This window comes from Stappia sp. P2PMeth1, from assembly GCF_900185735.1.
Classification (GTDB): domain Bacteria; phylum Pseudomonadota; class Alphaproteobacteria; order Rhizobiales; family Stappiaceae; genus Stappia.
The window spans coordinates 223,620-243,819 of record NZ_FYAW01000022.1 but is presented as its reverse complement, the minus strand read 5'-3'; the positions used below and the strand labels follow the sequence as shown (position 1 = coordinate 243,819).

General features: G+C 68.2%; 18 protein-coding genes, 1 tRNA gene and 1 pseudogene. 11 read left to right on the top strand and 9 right to left on the bottom strand.

Annotated features, from left to right (window positions below; translation table 11 throughout):
• Positions 1-13 precede the first annotated feature (13 nt).
• Positions 14-424, top strand: a complete 411-nt coding sequence (gene irrA, locus P2PM1_RS16650; protein WP_371515084.1) for an iron response transcriptional regulator IrrA — start codon at positions 14-16, stop codon at positions 422-424.
• Positions 425-535: 111 nt separating this feature from the next.
• Here irrA and nth read toward each other — a convergent pair whose 3' ends face one another.
• On the bottom strand, positions 536-1,303 hold the full coding sequence (gene nth / locus P2PM1_RS16645; RefSeq protein ID WP_186387761.1) for an endonuclease III: 768 nt from the start codon (positions 1,301-1,303) through the stop codon (positions 536-538).
• Positions 1,304-1,325: 22 nt separating this feature from the next.
• On the opposite strand from nth, the gene P2PM1_RS16640 reads away from it, so the two are divergent.
• Positions 1,326-1,868, top strand: a complete 543-nt coding sequence (locus P2PM1_RS16640) for a DUF2244 domain-containing protein (protein ID WP_186399828.1) — start codon at positions 1,326-1,328, stop codon at positions 1,866-1,868.
• Between the two features lie 37 nt (positions 1,869-1,905).
• Here the strand turns inward: P2PM1_RS16640 and P2PM1_RS16635 are convergent, their stop codons facing one another.
• Positions 1,906-3,729 carry a hypothetical protein gene (locus P2PM1_RS16635; RefSeq protein ID WP_186399827.1) on the bottom strand — a complete coding sequence of 608 codons (1,824 nt, stop codon included), beginning with the start codon at positions 3,727-3,729 and terminating at the stop codon, positions 1,906-1,908.
• 248 nt (positions 3,730-3,977) lie between these two features.
• Here P2PM1_RS16635 and P2PM1_RS16630 point away from each other — a divergent pair, with 248 nt between their 5' ends.
• Positions 3,978-4,874, top strand: a complete 897-nt coding sequence (locus tag P2PM1_RS16630; RefSeq protein ID WP_186400060.1) for a methylated-DNA--[protein]-cysteine S-methyltransferase — start codon at positions 3,978-3,980, stop codon at positions 4,872-4,874.
• Between the two features lie 7 nt (positions 4,875-4,881).
• Here the strand turns inward: P2PM1_RS16630 and mutS are convergent, their stop codons facing one another.
• The gene (mutS, locus tag P2PM1_RS16625) at positions 4,882-7,644 is read right to left on the bottom strand and encodes a DNA mismatch repair protein MutS (RefSeq protein WP_371636876.1); all 2,763 of its coding nucleotides are present in this window, start codon (positions 7,642-7,644) and stop codon (positions 4,882-4,884) included.
• A 183-nt stretch (positions 7,645-7,827) separates the two neighbouring features.
• On the opposite strand from mutS, the gene P2PM1_RS16620 reads away from it, so the two are divergent.
• From P2PM1_RS16620 to P2PM1_RS16605, 4 genes are all read left to right on the top strand, one after another.
• Positions 7,828-10,110: an NADP-dependent malic enzyme gene (locus P2PM1_RS16620; RefSeq protein WP_186399825.1), complete on the top strand. Its 2,283-nt coding sequence runs from the start codon at positions 7,828-7,830 to the stop codon at positions 10,108-10,110.
• 14 nt (positions 10,111-10,124) lie between these two features.
• A complete protein-coding gene (locus P2PM1_RS16615) occupies positions 10,125-10,817 on the top strand; it encodes a phosphoribosylanthranilate isomerase (RefSeq protein ID WP_186399824.1) in 693 nt (230 codons plus the stop codon).
• Positions 10,814-12,028: a tryptophan synthase subunit beta gene (gene trpB, locus P2PM1_RS16610; RefSeq protein ID WP_186387767.1), complete on the top strand. Its 1,215-nt coding sequence runs from the start codon at positions 10,814-10,816 to the stop codon at positions 12,026-12,028. The genes P2PM1_RS16615 and trpB overlap by 4 nt, the downstream gene beginning before the upstream one ends.
• A gap of 199 nt (positions 12,029-12,227) precedes the next feature.
• Positions 12,228-12,304: transfer RNA gene (locus P2PM1_RS16605), tRNA-Arg, on the top strand.
• Here the strand turns inward: P2PM1_RS16605 and P2PM1_RS16600 are convergent.
• Positions 12,275-12,436 (bottom strand): hypothetical protein, encoded by a 162-nt coding sequence (locus P2PM1_RS16600; RefSeq protein WP_244301541.1) that lies wholly within the window; start codon positions 12,434-12,436, stop codon positions 12,275-12,277. The genes P2PM1_RS16605 and P2PM1_RS16600 overlap by 30 nt on opposite strands.
• A gap of 394 nt (positions 12,437-12,830) precedes the next feature.
• Complete coding sequence (locus P2PM1_RS16595; protein ID WP_186387768.1) at positions 12,831-13,844, bottom strand: NAD(P)-dependent oxidoreductase; 1,014 nt, start codon at positions 13,842-13,844, stop codon at positions 12,831-12,833.
• 116 nt (positions 13,845-13,960) lie between these two features.
• Between P2PM1_RS16595 and P2PM1_RS16590 the strand changes: the two genes are divergently transcribed.
• From P2PM1_RS16590 to P2PM1_RS25710, 3 genes and pseudogenes are all read left to right on the top strand, one after another.
• Positions 13,961-14,569 (top strand): TetR/AcrR family transcriptional regulator, encoded by a 609-nt coding sequence (locus P2PM1_RS16590; protein ID WP_186399823.1) that lies wholly within the window; start codon positions 13,961-13,963, stop codon positions 14,567-14,569.
• A gap of 3 nt (positions 14,570-14,572) precedes the next feature.
• On the top strand, positions 14,573-14,869 hold the full coding sequence (locus P2PM1_RS16585) for a hypothetical protein (RefSeq protein WP_186399822.1): 297 nt from the start codon (positions 14,573-14,575) through the stop codon (positions 14,867-14,869).
• Positions 14,870-15,234: 365 nt separating this feature from the next.
• Positions 15,235-15,423, top strand: a pseudogene (locus tag P2PM1_RS25710) (transposase); the annotation flags it as partial.
• Here the strand turns inward: P2PM1_RS25710 and P2PM1_RS16575 are convergent.
• Positions 15,420-16,244 (bottom strand): SDR family NAD(P)-dependent oxidoreductase, encoded by an 825-nt coding sequence (locus P2PM1_RS16575; protein ID WP_186387770.1) that lies wholly within the window; start codon positions 16,242-16,244, stop codon positions 15,420-15,422. The pseudogene P2PM1_RS25710 and the gene P2PM1_RS16575 overlap by 4 nt on opposite strands.
• Positions 16,245-16,295: 51 nt before the next feature.
• Positions 16,296-16,829, bottom strand: coding sequence for a 2,4'-dihydroxyacetophenone dioxygenase family protein (locus tag P2PM1_RS16570; protein ID WP_186399821.1), 534 nt, complete (start codon positions 16,827-16,829; stop codon positions 16,296-16,298).
• 254 nt (positions 16,830-17,083) lie between these two features.
• Between P2PM1_RS16570 and P2PM1_RS16565 the strand changes: the two genes are divergently transcribed.
• Entirely contained in the window at positions 17,084-17,848 is a 765-nt protein-coding gene (locus tag P2PM1_RS16565; protein WP_186399820.1) for a hypothetical protein, read from the top strand.
• 103 nt (positions 17,849-17,951) lie between these two features.
• Here P2PM1_RS16565 and P2PM1_RS16560 read toward each other — a convergent pair whose 3' ends face one another.
• Complete coding sequence (locus P2PM1_RS16560) at positions 17,952-19,085, bottom strand: hypothetical protein (RefSeq protein ID WP_186399819.1); 1,134 nt, start codon at positions 19,083-19,085, stop codon at positions 17,952-17,954.
• Positions 19,082-20,188 carry a hypothetical protein gene (locus P2PM1_RS16555; protein ID WP_186399818.1) on the bottom strand — a complete coding sequence of 369 codons (1,107 nt, stop codon included), beginning with the start codon at positions 20,186-20,188 and terminating at the stop codon, positions 19,082-19,084. The genes P2PM1_RS16560 and P2PM1_RS16555 overlap by 4 nt, the downstream gene beginning before the upstream one ends.
• Between the last annotated feature and the right edge of the window lie 12 nt (positions 20,189-20,200).

The following is a 20,200-nucleotide window of genomic DNA, read 5'->3' as shown; positions in this document are numbered from 1 at the left end:
GCACGTGGGTGAATTGCACCGGCATATCGAAGTTCAGGAAATGCTGCGCTCCGCCGGCCTGAGGCCGACGCGTCAGCGTGTCGCGCTGGCCGAGCTGCTCTATTCCAGGGGCAACCGGCACGTTTCGGCGGAACTCCTGCACGAAGAGGCGGAAGCCGCCAATGTTCCGGTGTCGCTGGCCACGGTCTACAACACGCTGCACCAGTTCACCGAGGCCGGCCTCCTGCGCGAGGTCGCGGTCGAGGGCACCAAGACCTATTTCGACACCAACACCGACGACCACCATCACTTCTTCATCGAAGGCGACAACAAGGTGATCGACATTCCCGGCTCCGGCGTCGCCATGGCGCGGCTTCCCCAGGCGCCGGAAGGCATGGAGATCGTCCGCGTCGACGTGGTGATCCGCCTGCGCCGCAAGGACTGAGCGCGGGGCGGCGCCCTTGGCCTGCCGCCTCCCGTTCCGGACTTTCAGATCCGGACACCTTCAGATCACGACATCCAGACAGTGACGGGCGCGGTCATCGCGCCCGCTTGGCTATGCCGCCTGTCGCCGGGTGTTGTCCGGGCTCTTGCACAGGTCGGCGATCAGGCATTTCTCGCAGGCCGGCTTGCGCGCCTTGCAGATGTAGCGGCCATGCAGGATCAGCCAGTGATGGGCGTGCAGCAGGAACTCGGGCGGCACCGCCTTTTCCAGCGCCCTCTCCACCTCCAGCGGCGTCTTGCCCGGCGCGACGCCGATGCGGTTGCCGAGGCGGAAGAGATGCGTGTCGACGGCGATGGTCGGCTGGCCGAAGGCGATGTTCAGCACCACATTGGCGGTCTTGCGGCCGACGCCGGGCAGCGTCTCCAGCGCCTCGCGGTCCTGCGGCACCTCGCCGCCGAAGCGGTCGATCAGCAGTTGCGACAGGGCGATGACGTTCTTCGCCTTGTTGCGGTAGAGGCCGATCGTCTTGATCGCCTCGCGCAGCCGCTCCTCGCCGAGGTCGACCATCTTCTGCGGCGTGTCGACGATCTCGAACAGCGGCCGCGTCGCCTTGTTGACGCCGACATCGGTCGCCTGCGCCGACAATGCCACCGCGACCAGCAGGGTGTAGGGATTGACATAGTGGAGTTCGCCCGTCGGCTCCGGGTTGGCGGCGTGGAAGCGGGCGAAGATCGCGTAAAGCTCGTCCTTGCTGTAGCGCGGGCGCACCGGCGCGCGCGGCTTTGCCGGCTTCGGCTTGGCGGCAGCCTTGCCGCCTTTGGCAACGGGCTTTGCGGCAGGTTTGCGCGTCTTGCGGGGATCAGGCTGGTTCGCGGTCATTCCTCCTCTATAATCACCGCTCATGACGAGCGGCAATCCGAAAACCGAGTCCCCCGATCTCCCGGATCCGGACGCCCCCTTCTTCGCGGCCCTGCTGACCCCCTACCGGTCGCTGGGGCCGGCGGGATTCCGCGTTCTCATGCTGGTGGTCTGTGCCATCTGCCTGGTGGCGGGCCTGGTTTTCCTGTCGCTCGGCGCCTGGCCGGTCTTCGGCTTTCTCGGCCTTGATATCCTGCTGATTTTCCTCGCCTTCCGCTGGAACTACCGGGCGGCTCGGGCCTTCGAGGAGGTGCAGGTCTCGCGCACCGAGATCCGCGTGCGCAAGGTGCTCGCCTCCGGGCGCGAGCAGCTCTATTCCTGCAATCCGTTCTGGGCGCGGCTGCATGTGCGCGAGGAGGAGGACGAGGGCGTCCTGCGCATCACCCTGACGGCTCGCGACATGTCGGTCGACATCGGCGGCTTCCTCAATCCGGACGACCGCACCAGCTTTGCCGACGCGCTGCGGCGCGCCCTCGCGCTGGCGAAGGCGGGTGGTCCGCGTCCGGATCTGCCGGAACCCGCCTGACCCCTCTTCGCATGGCGCGAAGGCGCCGGCTGCCGGATCAGAAGATCCGGCAGAACTGCGGCGCCGCGCCCGGCCGCTGCCAGGTGACGGTGTTGCCGGTGCCGCTCAGCGCGTAACCGCGCCCGACATAGTTCAGTTCGCCGCCGCCGCCCGAGCGGTCGGCCAGCGTCACCGGCGACAGGCCACGTTCGCGCACCGTTGCGGTGCCGCGCGCGTTGTCGATGGTCACGTCGAGATAGGTGCCGCTGTCGCAATCATAGGACAGCGACAGCAGGTCGCCGGAGGGTGGCAGCGGCGCGGGAGGCAGGGGCTGCGGCAGGATCTGCGGCGGCGGTGCCGGCGGGAAGACCGGGTCGGGGGCCGCCAGTCCGCCGCCCCGGCCGATCGTCACCGTGCGGGTGCCGCCGCCGGCCACGTAGATGCCGAGGCAGCGTCCGTCCTGGGTGGCGACGAGCCAGGGATGGCCGGCGAGCGTGTCCTGGATCATCCGCCCGCCCGGCGGCACGCCGGCCTGGGTCTGGCGCAGGCCGGCGAAGTCGAGCCAGTGCACCACCACCGGCTGGTTGCGCTCGTTGACGAAGATCATGCGGGCCGGCTGGCTGCTTGGCAGCGAGGTGATCTCGCCCTCCTCGCGGCAGCTCAGGCCACCGCTTGCGGCCGGCGGGCCGGGCAGGGGCTCGGCGGGCGGCAGCGTTGCCACGGGCGCCGGGGTGGCGCAGGCCTGCTGGAAGGCGCGCACCGGCTGGGCGCTTCCCGACAGCGATATGCGGTAGCGCCAGTTGCCGGAAACCCCGACGCTCAGCGTGTCGCCGCGGATCATGCCGGTCCAGATCGGATCGTCGGCGGCGAGCGTCAGCACCGGCTCGGACTGGCCGGACTCGGTATTGGTGCTGGAGCCGCGCGCGGTGTAGCTGCGGCGGACGTCGCGCGCCGCCAGATCGACCACCACCGGCTGGTTTTCGGCCAGCCGGTCGCCGGTCGCGGCGAGCTGCAACTCGATCCGGTCGGAGCCGCGCCGGCAACTCGCCCTCAGCGCCCGGTCGTCGGTCTCGCGCAGGCCGTAGACCAGGTGCAGCCGGTCGCCGCCGCGCTCCTCCACATACCACCTGCGGCCCTCGAACAGCGGCAGGTCGTGCAAGGGGCGGGCTTCCGCCCGTGCCATCGCCTCGGGCGCGACCTCAGGCCGCGTCTCTCGCTGAATCTCTGGTCGCGTCTCCGGCCGGGTCTCCGGCCTCGTCTCTGGCCGTGCCGCCGCTTCCGCACCGCCGGTCTCCCGGCGGGTCTCGTCGCGGCTGCCGCGCAACCCGCCGTCCTGCTGCCCGCCGTCCTGCTGCCCGTTGACCGTGGGACGGCGGATGCCGCCGGCGCGCGGCGGGGCGCCCGGGCCCTCGCCGGTCGGCACCGCCTGCCGCACCCCGCGGCTCGCGTCGGCCTGCCGCGCGGCGGGCCCGCTGGTTGCCATCGTCACCTTCCAGTCACCGCAGATGTCGACCGTGTCGCGCAGGATCCGCCCGTCGGCCAGCACCAGCCGCAGCGACCGCCGGCAGTCGATCTGCCCGTCATTCTTCGGGTTGCCCTCGACCTCGACGAAGACCCGGGCCTGCGCGCGGCGGCGAACCTGCATCGGCTTGCCGTCCATCTCGACCTCGCGGATCGCGGTGTCATCGTCGGTCTGGATCATCACCAGCCGGCGCTGCATGCGCTGGCTGGACTGTCCGCCGGCCTCTTGCCCGCTGCCTTGCGCCCCGGCGGGCAGGGGCGGCAGCAGGGCGGCGAACAGCATCGCCAGCCCGGCGGCAAGGGCCGATCGGGGCAGATGACGGGTCATGGGCTGGCTGGCGTCTGGTCGGAACTGGTGCATCGGCATGTCCCTGTGGGTCTCGTCGCGGGCGGCGCAACGGCGTCGCTGGCGGCGGCACACTGGCCCGCGTTTTTGGCCGAAGCAAGACGGCGCACCCGCCCCGCAAATCACCCGAATCTGAAGCTCCTCGCAAATCGGGTGGCGGCCTCCTCCCCGCGTGGCTAGGCTCGCCGCTTGATGACGATGGTTTCATGAGCCAACGACCAGCGAGCGTGGCAGGAGATCCGGCGATGACGGTGATGCGCAACATGGAAGAGGTCCTGCCGGCCGTGCCGGGGGCGAACCTTCCCGAGGCGGCGAAGGATTACGACACCGTCCGCCGCACCCTCCAGGTGATCACGCAGACCTGGCGCGAGCAGCCGGGACTGGAGATGCTGGCCGCCGAGGCCGGCCTCGACCCGATCCAGTTGCAGCGGGTGTTCTCGCGCTGGGCCGGCATCACGCCCAAGCAGTTCGTCCAGGCGATCACCCTCGACCATGCCCGCGCCCTGCTGCGCCAGTCGGCCACCGTGCTCGACGCCAGCTATGAAGTCGGCCTGTCCGGTCCGGCGCGCCTGCATGATCTCTTCGTCACCCACGAGGCGATGACCCCCGGCGTCTACCGGGCGCGCGGCGAGGGCGTCGAGATCCGCTACGGCTTCCACCCCTCGCCCTTCGGCCTCGCGCTGGTGATGGCGACGGAGCACGGCCTTGCCGGCCTTGCCTTCGCCGATCCGGGCGAGGAGCGCGCCGCGCTGGAGGACATGACCGGCCGCTGGCCGCGCGCCGCCTATGTCGAAGATGTCGCCTTCACCGCGCCGCTGGCGCAGCGCATCTTCGCGCCCTCGCAATGGTCGGCCGAACAGCCGCTGCGGGTGGTGCTGATCGGCACGGATTTCGAGATCCGCGTCTGGGAAACCCTGCTGCGCATTCCGCTCGGCCGCGCCACCACCTATCGCGACATCGCCGAGCGGCTCGGCAAGCCGACCGCCTCGCGCGCTGTCGGCCGGGCGGTCGGGCGCAATCCGATCTCCTTCGTAGTGCCCTGTCACCGGGTGCTCGGCAGCACCGGCAAGCTCTGCGGCTATCACTGGGGCCTGACGCGCAAGCGCGCCATTCTCGGTTGGGAGGCCGGGCTCGCCGGCCCCGTGCTGGAGAGCCTGTAAAGGCGGCTCAGGTCTTTTTGCGCGCCTGTTTCAGCTTGTAGAGCGCCTCCAGCGCCGCGCGCGGCGTCAGGTCGTCCGGGTCGATGGCATCGAGCGCCTCGAGCACCGGATCGGGCGCGGCCTTGGCGGCGGGCGCGCTCGCCCTCGGCGCTGCGGCGGCGAACAGCGGCAGGTCGTCGATCAGTTGTTCGCCCGGTGCGCGCCGGTCCTGCTCTTCCAGTTGCGCCAGCACCGCCCTCGCCCGCTCGATCACCACCGGCGGCAGGCCGGCGAGCTTCGCCACCTGGATGCCGTAGGACCGGTCGGCGGCGCCGGCGACGATTTCGTGCAGGAACACCACGTCACCCTGCCATTCGCGCACCCGCACCGTGGCATTGGCGAGCCGTGGCAGCCGGCCGGCGAGCGCGGTCAGCTCGTGGTAATGGGTGGCGAACAGCGCCCGCGAGCGGTTGACCTCGTGCAGGTGCTCGATCGCCGCCCAGGCGATGGACAGTCCGTCGAAAGTCGAGGTGCCGCGGCCGATCTCGTCGAGGATCACCAGCGCCCGCGCCCCCGCCTGGTTGAGGATCGCCGCCGTCTCGACCATCTCCACCATGAAGGTCGAGCGTCCGCGCGCCAGGTCGTCCGCCGCGCCGACGCGCGAGAACAGCCGGTCGACCACGCCGATATGGGCCGAGGCCGCCGGCACGAAGGCGCCCATCTGCGCCAGAATGGCGATCAGCGCGTTCTGCCGCAGGAAGGTCGACTTGCCGGCCATGTTGGGGCCGGTGATCAGCCAGATGCGGCCGCCCGTCTCGCCCTCGCTCGGCCCCAGATCCGCGTCATTGGCGACGAAGCTGCCACCGCTCTCGCGCTTCAATGCCTGCTCGACGACCGGATGCCGGCCGCCGCGAATGTCGAAGGCGAGGCTGTCGTCGACCACCGGCCGGCACTGGCTCTCCGCCTCGGCGAGATGCGCAAGCCCCGCCGCCACGTCCAGCACGGCCAGCCCGTCGGCGGCGCCCTTGATGGCCTCGCCCGCCTCGGTCACCGCCTCGCACAGCCGGCGGAACACCTCGCTTTCCAGCGCCAGCGCCCGTCCGGCCGCATTGGCGATGCGGCTTTCCAGATCGGCGAGCTCGGTGGTGGTGAAGCGCATCGCCCCGGCCATCGTCTGCCGGTGGATGAAGCGCGCCGGATCGGCCGTCAGCTTTTCCGCATGGGTCGCCGGCACTTCGATGAACCAGCCGAGCACGTTGTTGTGCTTGATCTTCAGCGTCCGGATCGCCAGCTCGTCGGTCAGAGCGCCCTGCAACTGCGCGATCACCTTGCGGCTGTCGTCGCGCAGCCGGCGGATCTCGTCGAGATCGGCGAGATAGCCTTCGGCAACGAAGCCGCCGTCGCGGGCGAGCAGCGGCGGCTCGTCGACCAGCGCCCGCTCCAGCTCGCCGGCAAGCTCCGCTGGCGCCGCCGCAATCCGCGCCAGCGCCGCGCCGATCTCCTCACCCTCGCCGCCTGCGTCCGGAAACAGGCCGGCGATGTCGCGCGCCGCGCCGAGACCGCTGGCGAGGGCGAGAAGATCGCGCGGGCCGCCGCGCTGCATGGCGATGCGCGACAGCGCCCGCGCCATGTCGGGCACGGCCTTGAGCCTCTCGCGCAGCCGCTCGCGCAGATAGGTGTCGCCGACCAGCCGCGCCACCGCGTCCTGCCGCTTGCGGATCTCCTCCACCTCGGTCAGTGGCCCGGAGAGCCGGGCGGCCAGCAGCCGCGATCCGGGACCGGAGACGGTGCGGTCGATCGCCGACAGCAGCGAGCCGGCGCGCTCGCCCGAAAGCGTGCGCATCAGTTCCAGGTTGGCCCGCGTCGCCGGGTCGATCAGCATCCGCCGCGAAGTCGCCTCGCGCGAGGGCGGGTCGAGCGGCGGGCGCTCGCCATATTGCGTGCGCTCCACATAGGCGATGGCGGCCGCCGCCGCCGTCAGCTCCAGCCGCGAGAAGCTGCCGAAGGCCTCCGGCGTCGCAACGCCGTAATAGCGCGCCAGCCGGTCGCCGGCGGTGGCCCCATCGAACAGGCTGCGCGGCACCGGCGACAGCGCCGCCCCCGTCTCGGCAAGCTGCCGGCGCAGCTCCGGCTCGTCGAGCAGCGCGTCGGCAACGACGATCTCGCGCGGATCGATGCGGGCAAGGTCGCCGGCCAATTGCCGCGCGTCGCTGGTGGCGACGCGAAAGGCGCCGGTGGAAATGTCGGCCCAGGCCAGGCCATAGCTCGCCTCGTCCTCCAGCGATCCGCTGCGTGCCCGCGCCAGCGTCAGCAGGAAGTTGTTGCGCGCCGCCTCCAGCAGCCGGTCCTCGGTCAGCGTACCGGGCGTCACCAGCCGCACCACTTCCCGCCGCACCACCGACTTGGAGCCGCGCTTCTTCGCCTCCGCCGGATCCTCGGTCTGCTCGCAGACCGCGACGCGGAAGCCCAGCGAGATCAGCTTCTGCAGGTAGTCGTCGGCCGCGTGCACCGGCACGCCGCACATCGGGATGTCCTCGCCCAGATGCTTGCCGCGCTTGGTCAGCGTGATGCCCAGCGCCCGCGAGGCCTCTTCCGCATCCTGGAAGAACAGCTCGTAGAAGTCGCCCATGCGGTAGAACAGCAGGCAGTCGGGATTGGCCGTCTTGATCTCGATATACTGCGCCATCATCGGCGTCATCGCGGACAAGTCGGGTGCCGGCGTGATCGCGCCGGCGCTGTCCGACGCCAAGACGTCCTCGCGCGGCGGCGTTGTCCTGTGGGAGATCTGCATGTCGTCGGCCATGCGGCCGACCCTAATGCGGCGAAGCGCGCGACGGAAGAGGCTGCGCGCGCGCGGGTGCCGGTCCTCCCCGCTTTCGTCGCATGTGCCGTCAACCCCGCTTGAGCCTTGAATTCTCCGGGGATAAGGTCTGCCTCCGCCGTCGCGACGGTGCAACGAACTGGAGGAAACCGCATGCCGACGACGGACAAATCGGGCAAGAGCAACGTCAGTTTTACCGATCAGGAAGCATTGCAGTTTCACCAGCAGGGCCGGCCCGGCAAGCTGGAGGTCAACCCGACCAAGCCGATGGCGACCCAGCGCGACCTGTCGCTGGCCTATTCGCCCGGCGTTGCCGTGCCGGTGCGCGCCATTGCCGAGGACCCGTCCCGCGCCTTCGACTACACCACGCGCGGCAATCTGGTGGCGGTGATCTCCAACGGCACCGCGATCCTCGGCCTCGGCAATCTCGGCGCCCTCGCCTCCAAGCCGGTGATGGAAGGCAAGGCGGTGCTGTTCAAGCGCTTCGCCGATGTCGATTCCATCGACCTGGAGATCGATACGGAAGAGGTCGACGCCTTCGTCAACGCCGTGCGCTATCTCGGCCCCTCCTTCGGCGGCATCAACCTGGAGGACATCAAGGCGCCGGACTGCTTCATCATCGAGCAGCGCCTGCGCGAGCTGATGGACATTCCGGTCTTCCACGACGACCAGCACGGCACCGCGATCATCGCCGCCGCCGGGCTGATCAACGCGCTGCACCTCACCGGCCGCGATCTCGCCTCCGCCCGCGTCGTCTGCAACGGCGCCGGCGCGGCCGGCATCGCCTGCATCGAGCTGATCAAGGCGCTCGGCGTTCCGCATGACAACGTCATCCTCTGCGACACCAAGGGCGTGATCTACAAGGGCCGCACGGAAGGCATGAACCAGTGGAAGTCCGCCCATGCGGTGGAGACGGAGGCGCGCAGCCTCTATGACGCGATGAAGGGCGCCGACGTCTTCCTCGGCGTGTCGGTCAAGGGCGCCTTGACCGAGGACATGCTGCGGGTGATGGCCCCGAACCCGATCATCTTCGCCATGGCCAATCCGGACCCGGAGGTGACCCCGGAGGAGGCCCATGCGGTGCGCGAGGATGCCATCGTCGCGACGGGCCGCTCCGACTATCCCAACCAGGTCAACAACGTCCTCGGCTTCCCCTATATTTTCCGCGGCGCGCTCGACGTGCAGGCGACGACGATCAACGACGAGATGAAGGTCGCCTGCGCCCGCGCGCTGGCCGATCTGGCGCGCGAGGAGGTGCCGGACGAGGTCGCCGCCGCCTATCGCGGCAACCGTCCCAAGTTCGGCCCCGAATACATCATCCCGGTGCCCTTCGACCCGCGGCTGATCGCCACCATTCCGCCGGCGGTCGCCCAGGCGGCGATGGACAGCGGCGTCGCCCGCCGGCCGATCGTCGACATGGAGGCCTATCGCCACCAGCTTTCGGCCCGGCGCGATCCGGTCGCCGGCACCCTGCAGCGGATCTTCTCCAAGGTGCGCCAGCAGCCCAAGCGCGTCGTCTTCGCGGAAGGCGAGGAGGAGCCGATGATCCGTGCGGCGGCGAGCTTCGTGGCGCAAGGGCTCGGCGAGGCGATCCTGATCGGCCGCGAGGACGAGGTGCGCGAGGTCGCGGCCAGCGCCGGCGTCGACCTGGAGCGCGGCGGCATCCGCATCCTCAATGCCCGCCTGTCGACGCGCAATTCCGACTATGCCGAGTATCTCTACTCGCGCCTGCAGCGCCGCGGCTACCTGCTGCGCGATTGCCAGCGGCTGGTCAACAACGACCGCAACTACTGGGGCGCGATCATGGTGGCGCGGGGCGATGCCGATGCCATGGTCACCGGCCTTACCCGCAACTATTCCGTCGCCCTCGACACGGTGCGCAATGTCGTCGACACCAAGCCCGGCCACCGGGTGATCGGCGTGTCGCTGGCCCTGTGCCGGGGCCGCACCGTGCTGGTCGCCGACACGGCGGTGATCGACATGCCGACCTCCGAGGAACTGGCCGACATCGCCGAGGAGGCGGCCCATGTCGCCCGCCGGCTCGGCTACGAGCCGCGCATCGCCCTGCTCGCCTATTCCACCTTCGGCCATCCGCGCAGCGAGCGCTCGGAAAAGGTCATCGAGGCGGTGAAGATCCTCGACCGGCGCCGGGTCGATTTCGAGTATGACGGCGAGATGGGCGCAGATGTCGCGCTCAACATGGACAAGATGGCGGCCTATCCGTTCTGCCGCCTCAGCGGCCCGGCCAACGTTCTGGTCATGCCGGCGTTCCACTCCGCCTCGATCTCGACCAAGATGCTGCAGGAGCTCGGCGGCTCGACGGTGATCGGCCCGCTGCTCGTCGGCCTCGACAAGCCGGTGCAGATCCTGCCCATCGGCGCCAAGGACAGCGACATCGTCAACATGGCGGCCATCGCTGCCTACAACGTGACGTAAGGATCCCGGAGACGATGAGCGAACGCGGCCTCGTCAAGATCTGCGGTCTGTCGACCGAGGAGACGCTCGAGGCCGCGCTTGAGGCCGGGGCCGACATGATCGGCCTCGTCTTCTTCGACAAGAGCCCGCGCAACGTGCCGATGCCGGTTGCCGCGCGGCTGGCGGAGCGCGCGCGGGGCCGGGCCGAAATCGTCGTGCTGACGGTCGATGCGGACGATGCGCTGCTGGATGCCATCGTGGCGTCCGTGCGGCCCGACTGGCTGCAACTGCACGGCCGCGAGAGCCCGGCGCGCTGCGCCGAGCTGAAGGCGCGGCACGGCATTCGGATCATGAAAGCGCTGGGCGTCTCGGCGGCTGAGGACATTGCCGCCGCGGCGCCCTATGTCGCCCATGTCGACCGGCTGCTCTTCGATGCCAAGCCGCCTCGGGGCGCGGTGCTGCCGGGCGGCAACGGCGTCAGCTTCGACTGGCGCCTGCTCAAGGGCCTTGACCTCGGCGTTCCGCTCATGCTTTCCGGTGGGCTGGATGCCGCGACGGTCGGCGAGGCGATGCGCATCGGCGGCATCCGCGACGTCGACGTCTCTTCCGGAGTGGAGTGCGGGCGCGGCGTCAAGGATACGGAACTCATCAGGGCGTTCGTCGCGGCTGCGCGCCGGGCGGTGCCGGGCGCGGCGGAGACCGCCGCCGAACAGGGACGGAGCGCATGACGATCCAGCAGAATACTTTTCGCTCCGGTCCGGACGAGCGCGGGCATTTCGGCATCTTCGGCGGCCGCTATGTCGCCGAGACATTGATGCCGCTGATCCTCGATCTCGAGCAGGCCTACAAGGACGCCAAGGCCGATCCCGCCTTCCACGCCGAGATCGAGCATCTCAACACCTATTACACCGGCCGGCCCTCGCCGCTCTATTTCGCCGAACGGCTGACGGCCGAGCTCGGCGGCGCCAAGGTCTATTTCAAGCGCGACGAGCTCAACCACACCGGCAGCCACAAGATCAACAACTGCCTGGGCCAGATCCTGCTCGCCCGGCGCATGGGCAAGACCCGCATCATCGCCGAGACCGGCGCCGGCCAGCACGGCGTCGCCACCGCCACCGTCTGCGCCCGCTTCGGCCTTCCCTGCGTCGTCTATATGGGCGCCACCGATGTCGAGCGGCAGAAGCCCAACGTCTTCCGCATGAAGCTGCTCGGCGCGGAAGTGGTGCCGGTCACCGCCGGTGCCGGCACGCTGAAGGACGCGATGAACGAGGCGCTGCGCGACTGGGTGACCAATGTCGCCGACACCTATTACCTGATCGGCACCGCCGCCGGGCCCCATCCCTATCCGGAGATGGTGCGCGACTTCCAGTCGGTGATCGGCACGGAGACGCGCGAGCAGATCCTGCAGGCGGAAGGCCGGCTGCCGGATGCTCTCGTCGCCGCCGTCGGCGGCGGCTCCAACGCCATCGGCCTGTTCCATCCCTTCCTCGACGAGTCCGCCGTCGCCATTTACGGCGTCGAGGCGGGCGGCAAGGGGCTGGACGGCGAGGAGCACTGCGCCTCGCTCAATGCCGGCAAGCCCGGCGTGCTGCATGGCAACCGCACCTATCTGCTGCAGGACGACGACGGCCAGATCCTCGAGGGACACTCGATCTCCGCCGGCCTCGACTATCCTGGCATCGGGCCGGAGCATTCCTGGCTGCGCGACACCGGCCGCGTCACCTATGTGCCGGCGACCGACGACGAGGCGATGGCGGCCTTCCAGTTGCTGACCCGCGTCGAGGGGATCATCCCGGCGCTGGAGCCGGCCCATGCGCTGGCCCAGGTGATGAAGCTGGCGCCGACCATGGACAAGGACCAGATCATCGTCATGAACCTGTGCGGGCGCGGCGACAAGGACGTGTTCACGGTCGGCAAGCTGCTCGGCTTCGACCTGTAATCCCCTTGATCGTTCCTTGAAAAAAAAGGCCCCGGCGAGACCGTCGCCGGGGCCTTTTGCTCTGTCCCATGCGATCGCTGGCGATGTCATCGGCGGCCTCGCCGGGCGGGACAAAACGATTGCCTCCCGCCGGCGGATCGGCTATCGGTTCGCCAGATGCCGCGCCTTGCGCGCGCCGCTCTTGGCCTTGCGCCCGGAAGCACCCGTAGCTCAGCTGGATAGAGCGCTGCCCTCCGAAGGCAGAGGTCACAGGTTCGAATCCTGTCGGGTGCGCCATTTCAGTACAGAACTCTGAACGCCGAACGCCGCCGTTTGCCCGCTTGAAGCGGCGACGAGCGTTCGCAGCAGTTCCGACTTCGATCCCATGATGCGAACCTCGTCGTCGGCGACCTCGACGCGCTGCGCCAAGGCGCGCAGGTGATCGCGGCGATAGCCGTCATTTCCCAGCCGAAGTCGTTCGCGCGCGGAGCGGGCGAAGGCCGCTCGCCATGCTGGTGAGAAGACACAAGTGCGATGGGGCTTCCAGCGTGTTGCGCATTCGCATGTATGGCTGACAGAGGTGGCTAACCGGCCCGGCCCGAACTTCCGGCTCGTTACGATGTGAGGCCATGGCTGTCGCTGCTGATGCACCACGCCTTGAATTTTCTCAGGCGCCGCACGGGCTTGACCAGCACTCAATCAGTCAAGCTCATCGAGAATTGCTATAGGGCCCCTGCCCATCCGCGAAGGGATGTACCGGAAGATCGGAAACATCGGAATTGGAGAGGCAGCATCCGTTTCGGGACGAGGGTGCAAGCTGAGGTCAGCGAAGGTTGTTCGCCTGCATTGCGCGCATGCCGTCAGCCGTCGAGATGACCGGAGCATAGCCGAGTTGATTTCGCGCACGGCTCACGTCGATGGTGAAATCCTTGCCGATGAACCGCAGCATCTGCCGGGTGACCGGCGGCTCGCCCTTGCGGCGGAAGACCCGCCAGACCGCACCCATCACACCCGCCATCGTCCAGGCAATGCCAAACGGCACGGCGCGGTCCTTGGGCGTCACGCCGCGGCTGCCAAGCAGGCGCGTCAGGAACGACTTCAGCGTCGTGTCCTCGCCATCGCTCACAAAGAAGGCCTCTCCGCCTGACCCGCGATCGGCGGCGAGGATCAGCGCGTGGCACAGGTTGTCGACATGGCAGGTGGAAAGCGCCTGTTCGCCGCCGGCAACCCATTGGAACTGCCCTGCGCGAACGGTCTCGACCATGCGGTCAAGCGCCGGCATGTCCGGACCCCAGATGAAAGGCGGCCGGACGGCCACCGTGGAGAAGCCGGCACGGCAGCCATTCGCCGCCAGCAGCACTTCCTCCGCTTCGGCCTTGGATGCGGCGTAGGGAGCAAACGGCATCTTGTGCAGGGGCATGTCCTCGGTCACGCCACGCATCGGTTCGGGGCGGCCCATGACGACCGCGGCGGCGCTGACATAGACGATACGGCGCACGCCGGCCCGCTCCGCCGCCTCGACGACGTTGCGCGTGCCCTCCACGTTGATCCGGCGGAACAGGGACATCGGCCCCCAGAGCTTGAAATGTGCCGCGACGTGGAACACCACCTCGACCCCGTCCATCGCGCGGGCCAGCGCCGCGCAGTCCAGGAGGTCGCCTTCAACCGGTTCGGCGCCGAGCGCCTCAACCTCCGCCCGCGCCTCGGCGCTGCGGCCAGGCGCGCGGACGCGCCAGCCGTCGGACAGCAGGCGGCGGATGAGATGCCCGCCGACGAAACCGGAGCCTCCGGTGACGAGAGCGAGGCGGGGCGCATGCGGGGAAGGGAACTGGCTCATGACTGTCTCCTGAACGTCGGTTGTCCCAACCTGTCACATCCAAAGGTGTTACACAATACAAAATATGAAATCTGTTACATGTTGTGCGCCTGCGATGTGTCGGCTAAAAGCTGCGCATGACGAACGACGCCCACGATCATCGCGATCGCATTCTGGACACCGCCGCCGAACAGGTCCGCCGGTTCGGCGAGGCCAAGACAAACGTCGTCGACATCGCCAAGGCCATGGGCCTGTCGCATTCGGCGCTCTATCGGCACTTCCGGTCGAAAGCGGAGATCTTCGACGCCCTTGCGGCGCGGACGATGGCCGAGGAGGCCGATCTGGCGGCCCGCTTTGCAATGGCCGATGGTCCGGCGGCAGAGCGGCTTCGCGGCCTTGTCCTGGCGCTCCACCGCAGCAAGCGGGCCAAGCTGGGTGACGATCCGGAGATCCACGGTCTCTACCGCCGGATCATGGCCGAGCGCCCGGACCTCGTCGGCGACTATGCGCGACGCATGACCGGACTCGTGCGGCAGATATTGCAAGACGGGATAGCGCGGGGCGAGTTCCGTATCCCCGACCTCGACATGGCTGCCGGTGTGGTGCGCGACGCGGTTACGGTCTTCGTCCATCCTGCTCATGTGGAGCAGGCCGTCGCGGCTGGTCTGGATCTGGAGCCGCGACTTCAGGCGGTGATCGATACAGTGGTCACGGCTTTCGCGGCAGCCAGCCAGCCGGATATGTAGGCAATGAAGATCGTTCAACTGCCCGCAATCCCTCAGTGGGAGCTGCCGATTTGGCAGGTGCTTGCAGGGGGCGGGCATTCCTCCGTGGCCTCACTCATGGCGGCCATGCAGGCATCTGCGCGCGGGGCGGGAATTCGAGCGGCAGCTTTCGTGCCGTCTCGTCCTGAAGCGGGCACTCCGCAGCCGGCGCCATTCAATACCAAGGCTTTCGATGCGGACGCATCACGCCTTGAAATTGCTCATGCGCCGCACGGGCTTGACCAGCACTCAATCAGTCAAGCTCATCGAGTGCTGGTCTAAGACCTTCAAACTTTGCCCGTCTGCGTGGAGCCCCCTTCGCCGGCCGCTTTATGCAGCGGGACACTTCGCGGGTTTGCTGAAATCCTGGGTGCGAAGCTGGCGGAAGGAGGGCTATGGCGTAGACATAGTTCTCCTCAGCACCCCGGGCGACGCGCCGCAGCGAATGGAAGGACTGAGCGCCTTCTGGAGCATCAATACGCTATGGGAGATCGCGAAGCGGCCACAAACGCCCCACTCATAACTGATTTTGGCGTTTGTTCTTGAAGCTTCTTGGTAGATTCGGGAGGAATGGCCTGCTGCCGGTTTCGTGAACATCGAGATAAAGTGTTTGACGGAACTGGAGAGGGGGAATGCGAAGAAGCTAGTTCAGCCGCGAGTTCAAGCTTCAGGCGGTGAAGTTGGTCAAGGAGCGAGGTGTTGCGGTGGCCCAGGCCGCCTGTGACTTCGACGTTCGCGAGACTGTGCTGCGCAAATGGGGTAACCTGCCACGGAACTCTCATCAAGCGACACCGGTGCAGCCTTTCGCCGGTGTCCGGCAAGAGGATGCCGCCTAGCGGAAATTGCCGAGTTGCATGCCGCCGTCTATGACCACGTGAGATCCCGTCATGTAGCTTGAGGCGTCCGAGGCCAGCAAGAGGGCGAGCGGTTTGATCTGTTCGGTCACGGCTATGGAGCCGAGCGGGATCTGGCGGTCCCAGAAGGCCCTTGCGGCGGGATCGGTCTTGACCTTGCCGCCGCCGATATTGGTGAGGACGGGACCGGGGGCGATCGCATTGACGCGAATGCGGAATTCGGCGAGTTCCAGCGCCGCATGACGCACCAGATGGGCAAGGCCGGCCTTGGCCGGCATATAGGCCAGCCCGACGACCGGCACGTTGATCTGCGCCGCGTTCGACGAGGTGACGACAATGGATCCGCCCTTGCCGGCATCCTTCATGACCCGCGCCGCCTCGCGAAGGGTGTTGAAGACCCCGGTCAGGTTGACCGCAAGGGTGCGGTCCCACCAGGCCGGGTCGAGCGTGTCGATCTGGGCGTCCGGATTGCGATGTCCATCCGGGTTCCAGAAGCCGTCGCCGGAATCGATGCCCGCGTTGGCAAAGGCGATGTCGAGGCCGCCATAGGCGGCCACATGCGCCGCGACTGCCGCTTGCGTGGCCCGGCGGTCGGCGACGTCAAGCGTTGCTGCTCGCACCTCGCGGCCCTCGCTGCGGAGCCGCTCGGCTTCCTCAAAGGCCCTCGCCCCGTCGATGTCGCTCAGAGTGACAGCCGCGCCGGCCTCGGCAAGGACCTCGGCATAGGCCAGTCCCAAGCCGGACGCCGCGCCGGTGACAAGCGCCGAGCGGCCGGCGATATCGAACTGCCCGAGCGTGCTCATTGCGGGCGCCCTGTCCCCACCGGGCCGCGCCCAGGGGGTGGCGCGCGCCCGTCACCGGAACAGGGACTCGACATGGCTCGCCCCCAGTCCGTTCGCCTCGTAATGCGCGCGGGCGTCGCTGACAAAGTCGTGGACGTCATAGTGACCGATGGTCCGGCCGTCCTCGTCGAGCCAGATCAGCGGTCCGGTCAGGATGAACAGTGTGCGCATGGGTTCCTCGGCCTCGTAGCAGACGAGCGTATGGCTGCTGCCGGGAGGCTCGTAGACGAAATCCCCTTTCTGGGCCGTCCAGTCATGTTCGAGATAGCCCCACTTTCCGGAAATCGTATAGGCGAAGACCGGGTGCGGATGATAATGCCGGTTCACGAGGCCGGCGGATCGGGCAATCAGGATGTTGGACCACATGTTCCGGTCGAGCGAGATCCACAAGGGGATGGCTGAGACGGTTTCGCTGATCGGAAAGGCATAGCGTTCGTCATAGCCGGCCGGGTCGCGCAGGAACAGCGCGGGCAAGGCATCCGGCTTGAAATTGACCTCGATCGGCTTGATGTCGCTCCAGAATTCCCCTGAGGCTGCTTCGGGCATCTCAACCTCCACGTGGTTTCATCCAGGCCTGGCGATGCATCGGGAACCCCGCGCCTACCCAAACGTGAACCATCCGCAATGACGCGGCAAGATTGTTCTCGAGCAATTTTTCGCCTCCAGGTGTTCGGTCGCCGCCCCTGCGGGCACGCGAGTATCGCCTGCGACCTGCAATCGGGAGTTTTCTCTGGCTCGCCGAAATCAAATACTCTAAGTTGCCGGAGTATAGTTTTGCTGCTTTGAGGAGGAGTTCTGTAATGCCGCAGACAGCCGCCATCGTTGACGCAAACGTCGGAACCGAAGCAGGCCGTATTCTGTCTCATCCTTTCTGGTCCTTGATGCGGATCGCCCCGAAGGGAAACACCTATTTCAAGACGGTTCTGGAGGGGCCGGAAGACCGGCAGCAACGCTTCATCGAGGCTATCGTGAACGGCTTCCATCCGATTTCGCGGTCCTCTCCGATGGCGTTCGGCAGGGTCGCGACCTTCGCCAGCGATCACGGTTACATGGACGCGAAAAAACTTGCGGGCCAGATCGAGGAAATCGAAAACGGCGACCACGCGTTCGTGGAACTGTTTTCCGGAGTCAATCACGCAGAGTCCTATCTGCGCACCGTGGCGGCCGTCACCGGCCGGGCGGTGGCCGCGGATCAACTTGTCGAGCGCAGGTATCTGGACGATCTCGGCATTGATCAGAACGGCGTCGGGCAGGTGCTGGGCTATTGCGAGATGATCGAGTCGATCGCTCCGCTCACAACCGCCTGGATCGGCGAATTCGTCGCCCAATGGGCGGTGCTCACCGGAAAGAGCTTCACCGAATTGTGGTGGCCCTATCTGTGCGAACACCTGATGACGGAGGGGGGCGAGTCCGAAGACCAGCACATCCAGATCGTGGACGCGCTGATCGAGTCCATGAGCGACCATTGCACCCATGCCGACCGGGTCGCGGGCTGCGAGCGTTTCGCGGATGCCACCATCGCCCATCTCGACCGGGTGATGGCCGCTGCCGCGCCGCTGTCCTGAGGCACCGCGCAGCGCATGATGAGGCACGGCCGTCGCGCCTTGGGATAGGTCGGCGGGTGCCTCGCGCCGCCCGGCCGTTGCTGGCGGCCGCTGTTGCCTCGCGTCACAGGGGCTTACCGACGGGCAAGGCGAGCGCGTCCTCCAGATCGGCCTGCGGCAGGCCGAGGTCTTTCCTGTCCTGCCACAGCAGAAACAGGCCCTGCTGCAGGCGGGCCCGCATCAGCGCTCCGGCCTGCGCGCCGAGCGTGCCTTGCGCCGCCCCACGCAGGAGCCGCTGCACGCTATCGCGGGCATGGGCATGGGCCGTGCCGCCCGTGGCGCCTGCGGCCGTCGCTCCGGCCGATGCCGCCGCAAGCACCGCGATGAGATGTTTGGCGTCGAGGGCGTGCGAGACGAGGCCGTAGCCCAGTGCTCTTGCGTGGTCGCCGCCGCAGGCCGCGACAAGCGCGTCATACTCCGCCATCACTTCCAGGCACTGGCCGTTCATGCGCGGCAGCGTCACGCTGGGGTTGTCCGCCCCCGTCATCAGCCTTGCGGCGATCCGGGGCGTGCAAAGCCGCTCCAGCGCCGACAGCACGGCGGCGGTCGAAGCCGACCGCAAAGCCCTCCCGAAACCCGCCTCGGCCTCGCCGTCTTCGATCCCTGCCCCCGCCCCCTCCTCTTCGCCCCAGGAGCAGGCCACGACGCAACGGGCCAGGGCGCGTGCCACGTCCAGCCGCTCCGCCTCGACCATGTAGGGCGCGTGCTGGAGCCGGTCGCCGACGGCCATGTCCTCAAGGCGATCGAACGGGAGCAGCGCCGGGCGGCTGCGCCAATTGGGGCAGGCGGACAGAAGATAGGACGGGCGATTGCGCGCAAGGCCACCGATCAGTGCCCTGCTCAGGGTCATGCCTGGGGCAAGGACAGGCTCGGAACCGTCCGCGCGCCGCCGCAGCAGCGCCCGAACCGCGCCCGAGCGGGCGAATGTCGCCGCCGTCTGGGTGTCCTGCCAGACAAGGCGCTGAAATGAGGTCGGTCCGTGCCAGCCCGGATCGGCGAACTCGGCGCCATACCGTGTCCGCAGACCGTCCTCGAGATCCTCGATCCGGGCCGCCTCGGCGCGGTCGGGCCGGCACGCGCCGGGCGGTCCGATGCTGCCCGATCCGAGGGCGCGAAGGAGGTGCCTCGCGGCGGCAGGGGCGCCGGCGAGATCTGCGTCGAGTCTGTCAAGGGCTTCGCCAAGGTCGAAGCCGGTCACGACCGTGATCCCAGGGGGGCGACGGACCCGTGCGACCATGCCGCCTGCCACCTGTCCGCATGGGGCCAGCGGGGCAGGCTCTCGGTCAGGAATCGCGGGCCGGACAGCGCGGCGACCCGCCGCAGCGCTGCGTGCGGATCCAGCGTCTCGAGATCGCGCGTCCGGGCGCGCCGGGCAAGGGTGCGGTAGAGCACCAGCGCGGCTGTCGCGGAGACCGGGTCCGTCAGCCGCGCAGCCGCGACCCAGCCCCCGTCGCGCTCCCACAGGCGCGGCCGGGTATAGGGTTTGGGCCAGTTTTCCAGCACATCGCAGCACGCTTCGCCGAGCGGCCCGAGGGGGGCGTGACCCGTCTTTTTGTCGGGCGCGTCAAGGTGGTTCAAGTAGCCGGCGATACGCGGATTTTTCGAAGCCAGGAACACGACGGACGGATCAGGTAAGGCCGCCGATCCAAGGATCGGCTGGATCAGCGTTCCGTAGAGACCGGTGTCGATGAGGAGCGGCCGGTGCCGGGTGGCGAAGGCGGCGGCCAGAAACTGCTCGACATCGGTGCCGCGCAGGTCGCCGGGAAACGCCTCGTCGAGAGGCGAGCGCGGCATCATGGTCCGGTTCAGCGCCAGCAGGGACAGCCGGCCGCAGACAACGCCACGGGCCTGTAACTGGCAGGCGACCACGTAGAAGGGAATGGCGTCGCGGGCCAGAAACATCAGATCCGATGCCCGTTGCCTGTCGCTCGTCTCCATTGCCCATTTCACGAAGGCAATCGCCAGATCGGACAGATCGTCGGCGGCTGCGGCATAAAGCTGTTCGGTCTTGTGCACCAGATCCGCCACGGTCGCCGGCATCGGCGGGGCCCGCAGGGCGTCGAACACGGCTGCGGCATGTCGGCTCGCCTGGCAGGGGTCCATGTCGCCGCCGGCCTCGCGCGTGTAGCCCGCCGAGATCCGGCGCCAGTCCCGATAGTCGAGCGTGTCGTCCGGTGCCACGCCGAAGAGCTCCGCCACCGCTTGCGGCAGGCCGCGATCCTCCTGGCTGGCCGACATCAGGCGCTCGTGGAACACCGCCGTATCCGCCAGTCCTCGGCCGGCCACTCCGTTGTCGGTCAAGGGCTCCCGCAA

What these genes read in the sequence shown, in the direction of transcription:
- nth (WP_186387761.1), bottom strand. Translation starts at nt 1,303, where the DNA reads ATGACCGCGAACCAGCCTGATCCCCGCAAGACGCGCAAACCTGCCGCA.
- P2PM1_RS16640 (WP_186399828.1), top strand. Translation starts at nt 1,326, where the DNA reads ATGACGAGCGGCAATCCGAAAACCGAGTCCCCCGATCTCCCGGATCCG.
- P2PM1_RS16635 (WP_186399827.1), bottom strand. Translation starts at nt 3,729, where the DNA reads ATGCACCAGTTCCGACCAGACGCCAGCCAGCCCATGACCCGTCATCTG.
- P2PM1_RS16630 (WP_186400060.1), top strand. Translation starts at nt 3,978, where the DNA reads ATGGAAGAGGTCCTGCCGGCCGTGCCGGGGGCGAACCTTCCCGAGGCG.
- mutS (WP_371636876.1), bottom strand. Translation starts at nt 7,644, where the DNA reads ATGCAGATCTCCCACAGGACAACGCCGCCGCGCGAGGACGTCTTGGCG.
- P2PM1_RS16620 (WP_186399825.1), top strand. Translation starts at nt 7,828, where the DNA reads ATGCCGACGACGGACAAATCGGGCAAGAGCAACGTCAGTTTTACCGAT.
- P2PM1_RS16615 (WP_186399824.1), top strand. Translation starts at nt 10,125, where the DNA reads ATGAGCGAACGCGGCCTCGTCAAGATCTGCGGTCTGTCGACCGAGGAG.
- trpB (WP_186387767.1), top strand. Translation starts at nt 10,814, where the DNA reads ATGACGATCCAGCAGAATACTTTTCGCTCCGGTCCGGACGAGCGCGGG.
- P2PM1_RS16595 (WP_186387768.1), bottom strand. Translation starts at nt 13,844, where the DNA reads ATGAGCCAGTTCCCTTCCCCGCATGCGCCCCGCCTCGCTCTCGTCACC.
- P2PM1_RS16590 (WP_186399823.1), top strand. Translation starts at nt 13,961, where the DNA reads ATGACGAACGACGCCCACGATCATCGCGATCGCATTCTGGACACCGCC.
- P2PM1_RS16585 (WP_186399822.1), top strand. Translation starts at nt 14,573, where the DNA reads ATGAAGATCGTTCAACTGCCCGCAATCCCTCAGTGGGAGCTGCCGATT.
- P2PM1_RS16575 (WP_186387770.1), bottom strand. Translation starts at nt 16,244, where the DNA reads ATGAGCACGCTCGGGCAGTTCGATATCGCCGGCCGCTCGGCGCTTGTC.
- P2PM1_RS16570 (WP_186399821.1), bottom strand. Translation starts at nt 16,829, where the DNA reads ATGCCCGAAGCAGCCTCAGGGGAATTCTGGAGCGACATCAAGCCGATC.
- P2PM1_RS16565 (WP_186399820.1), top strand. Translation starts at nt 17,084, where the DNA reads ATGCCGCAGACAGCCGCCATCGTTGACGCAAACGTCGGAACCGAAGCA.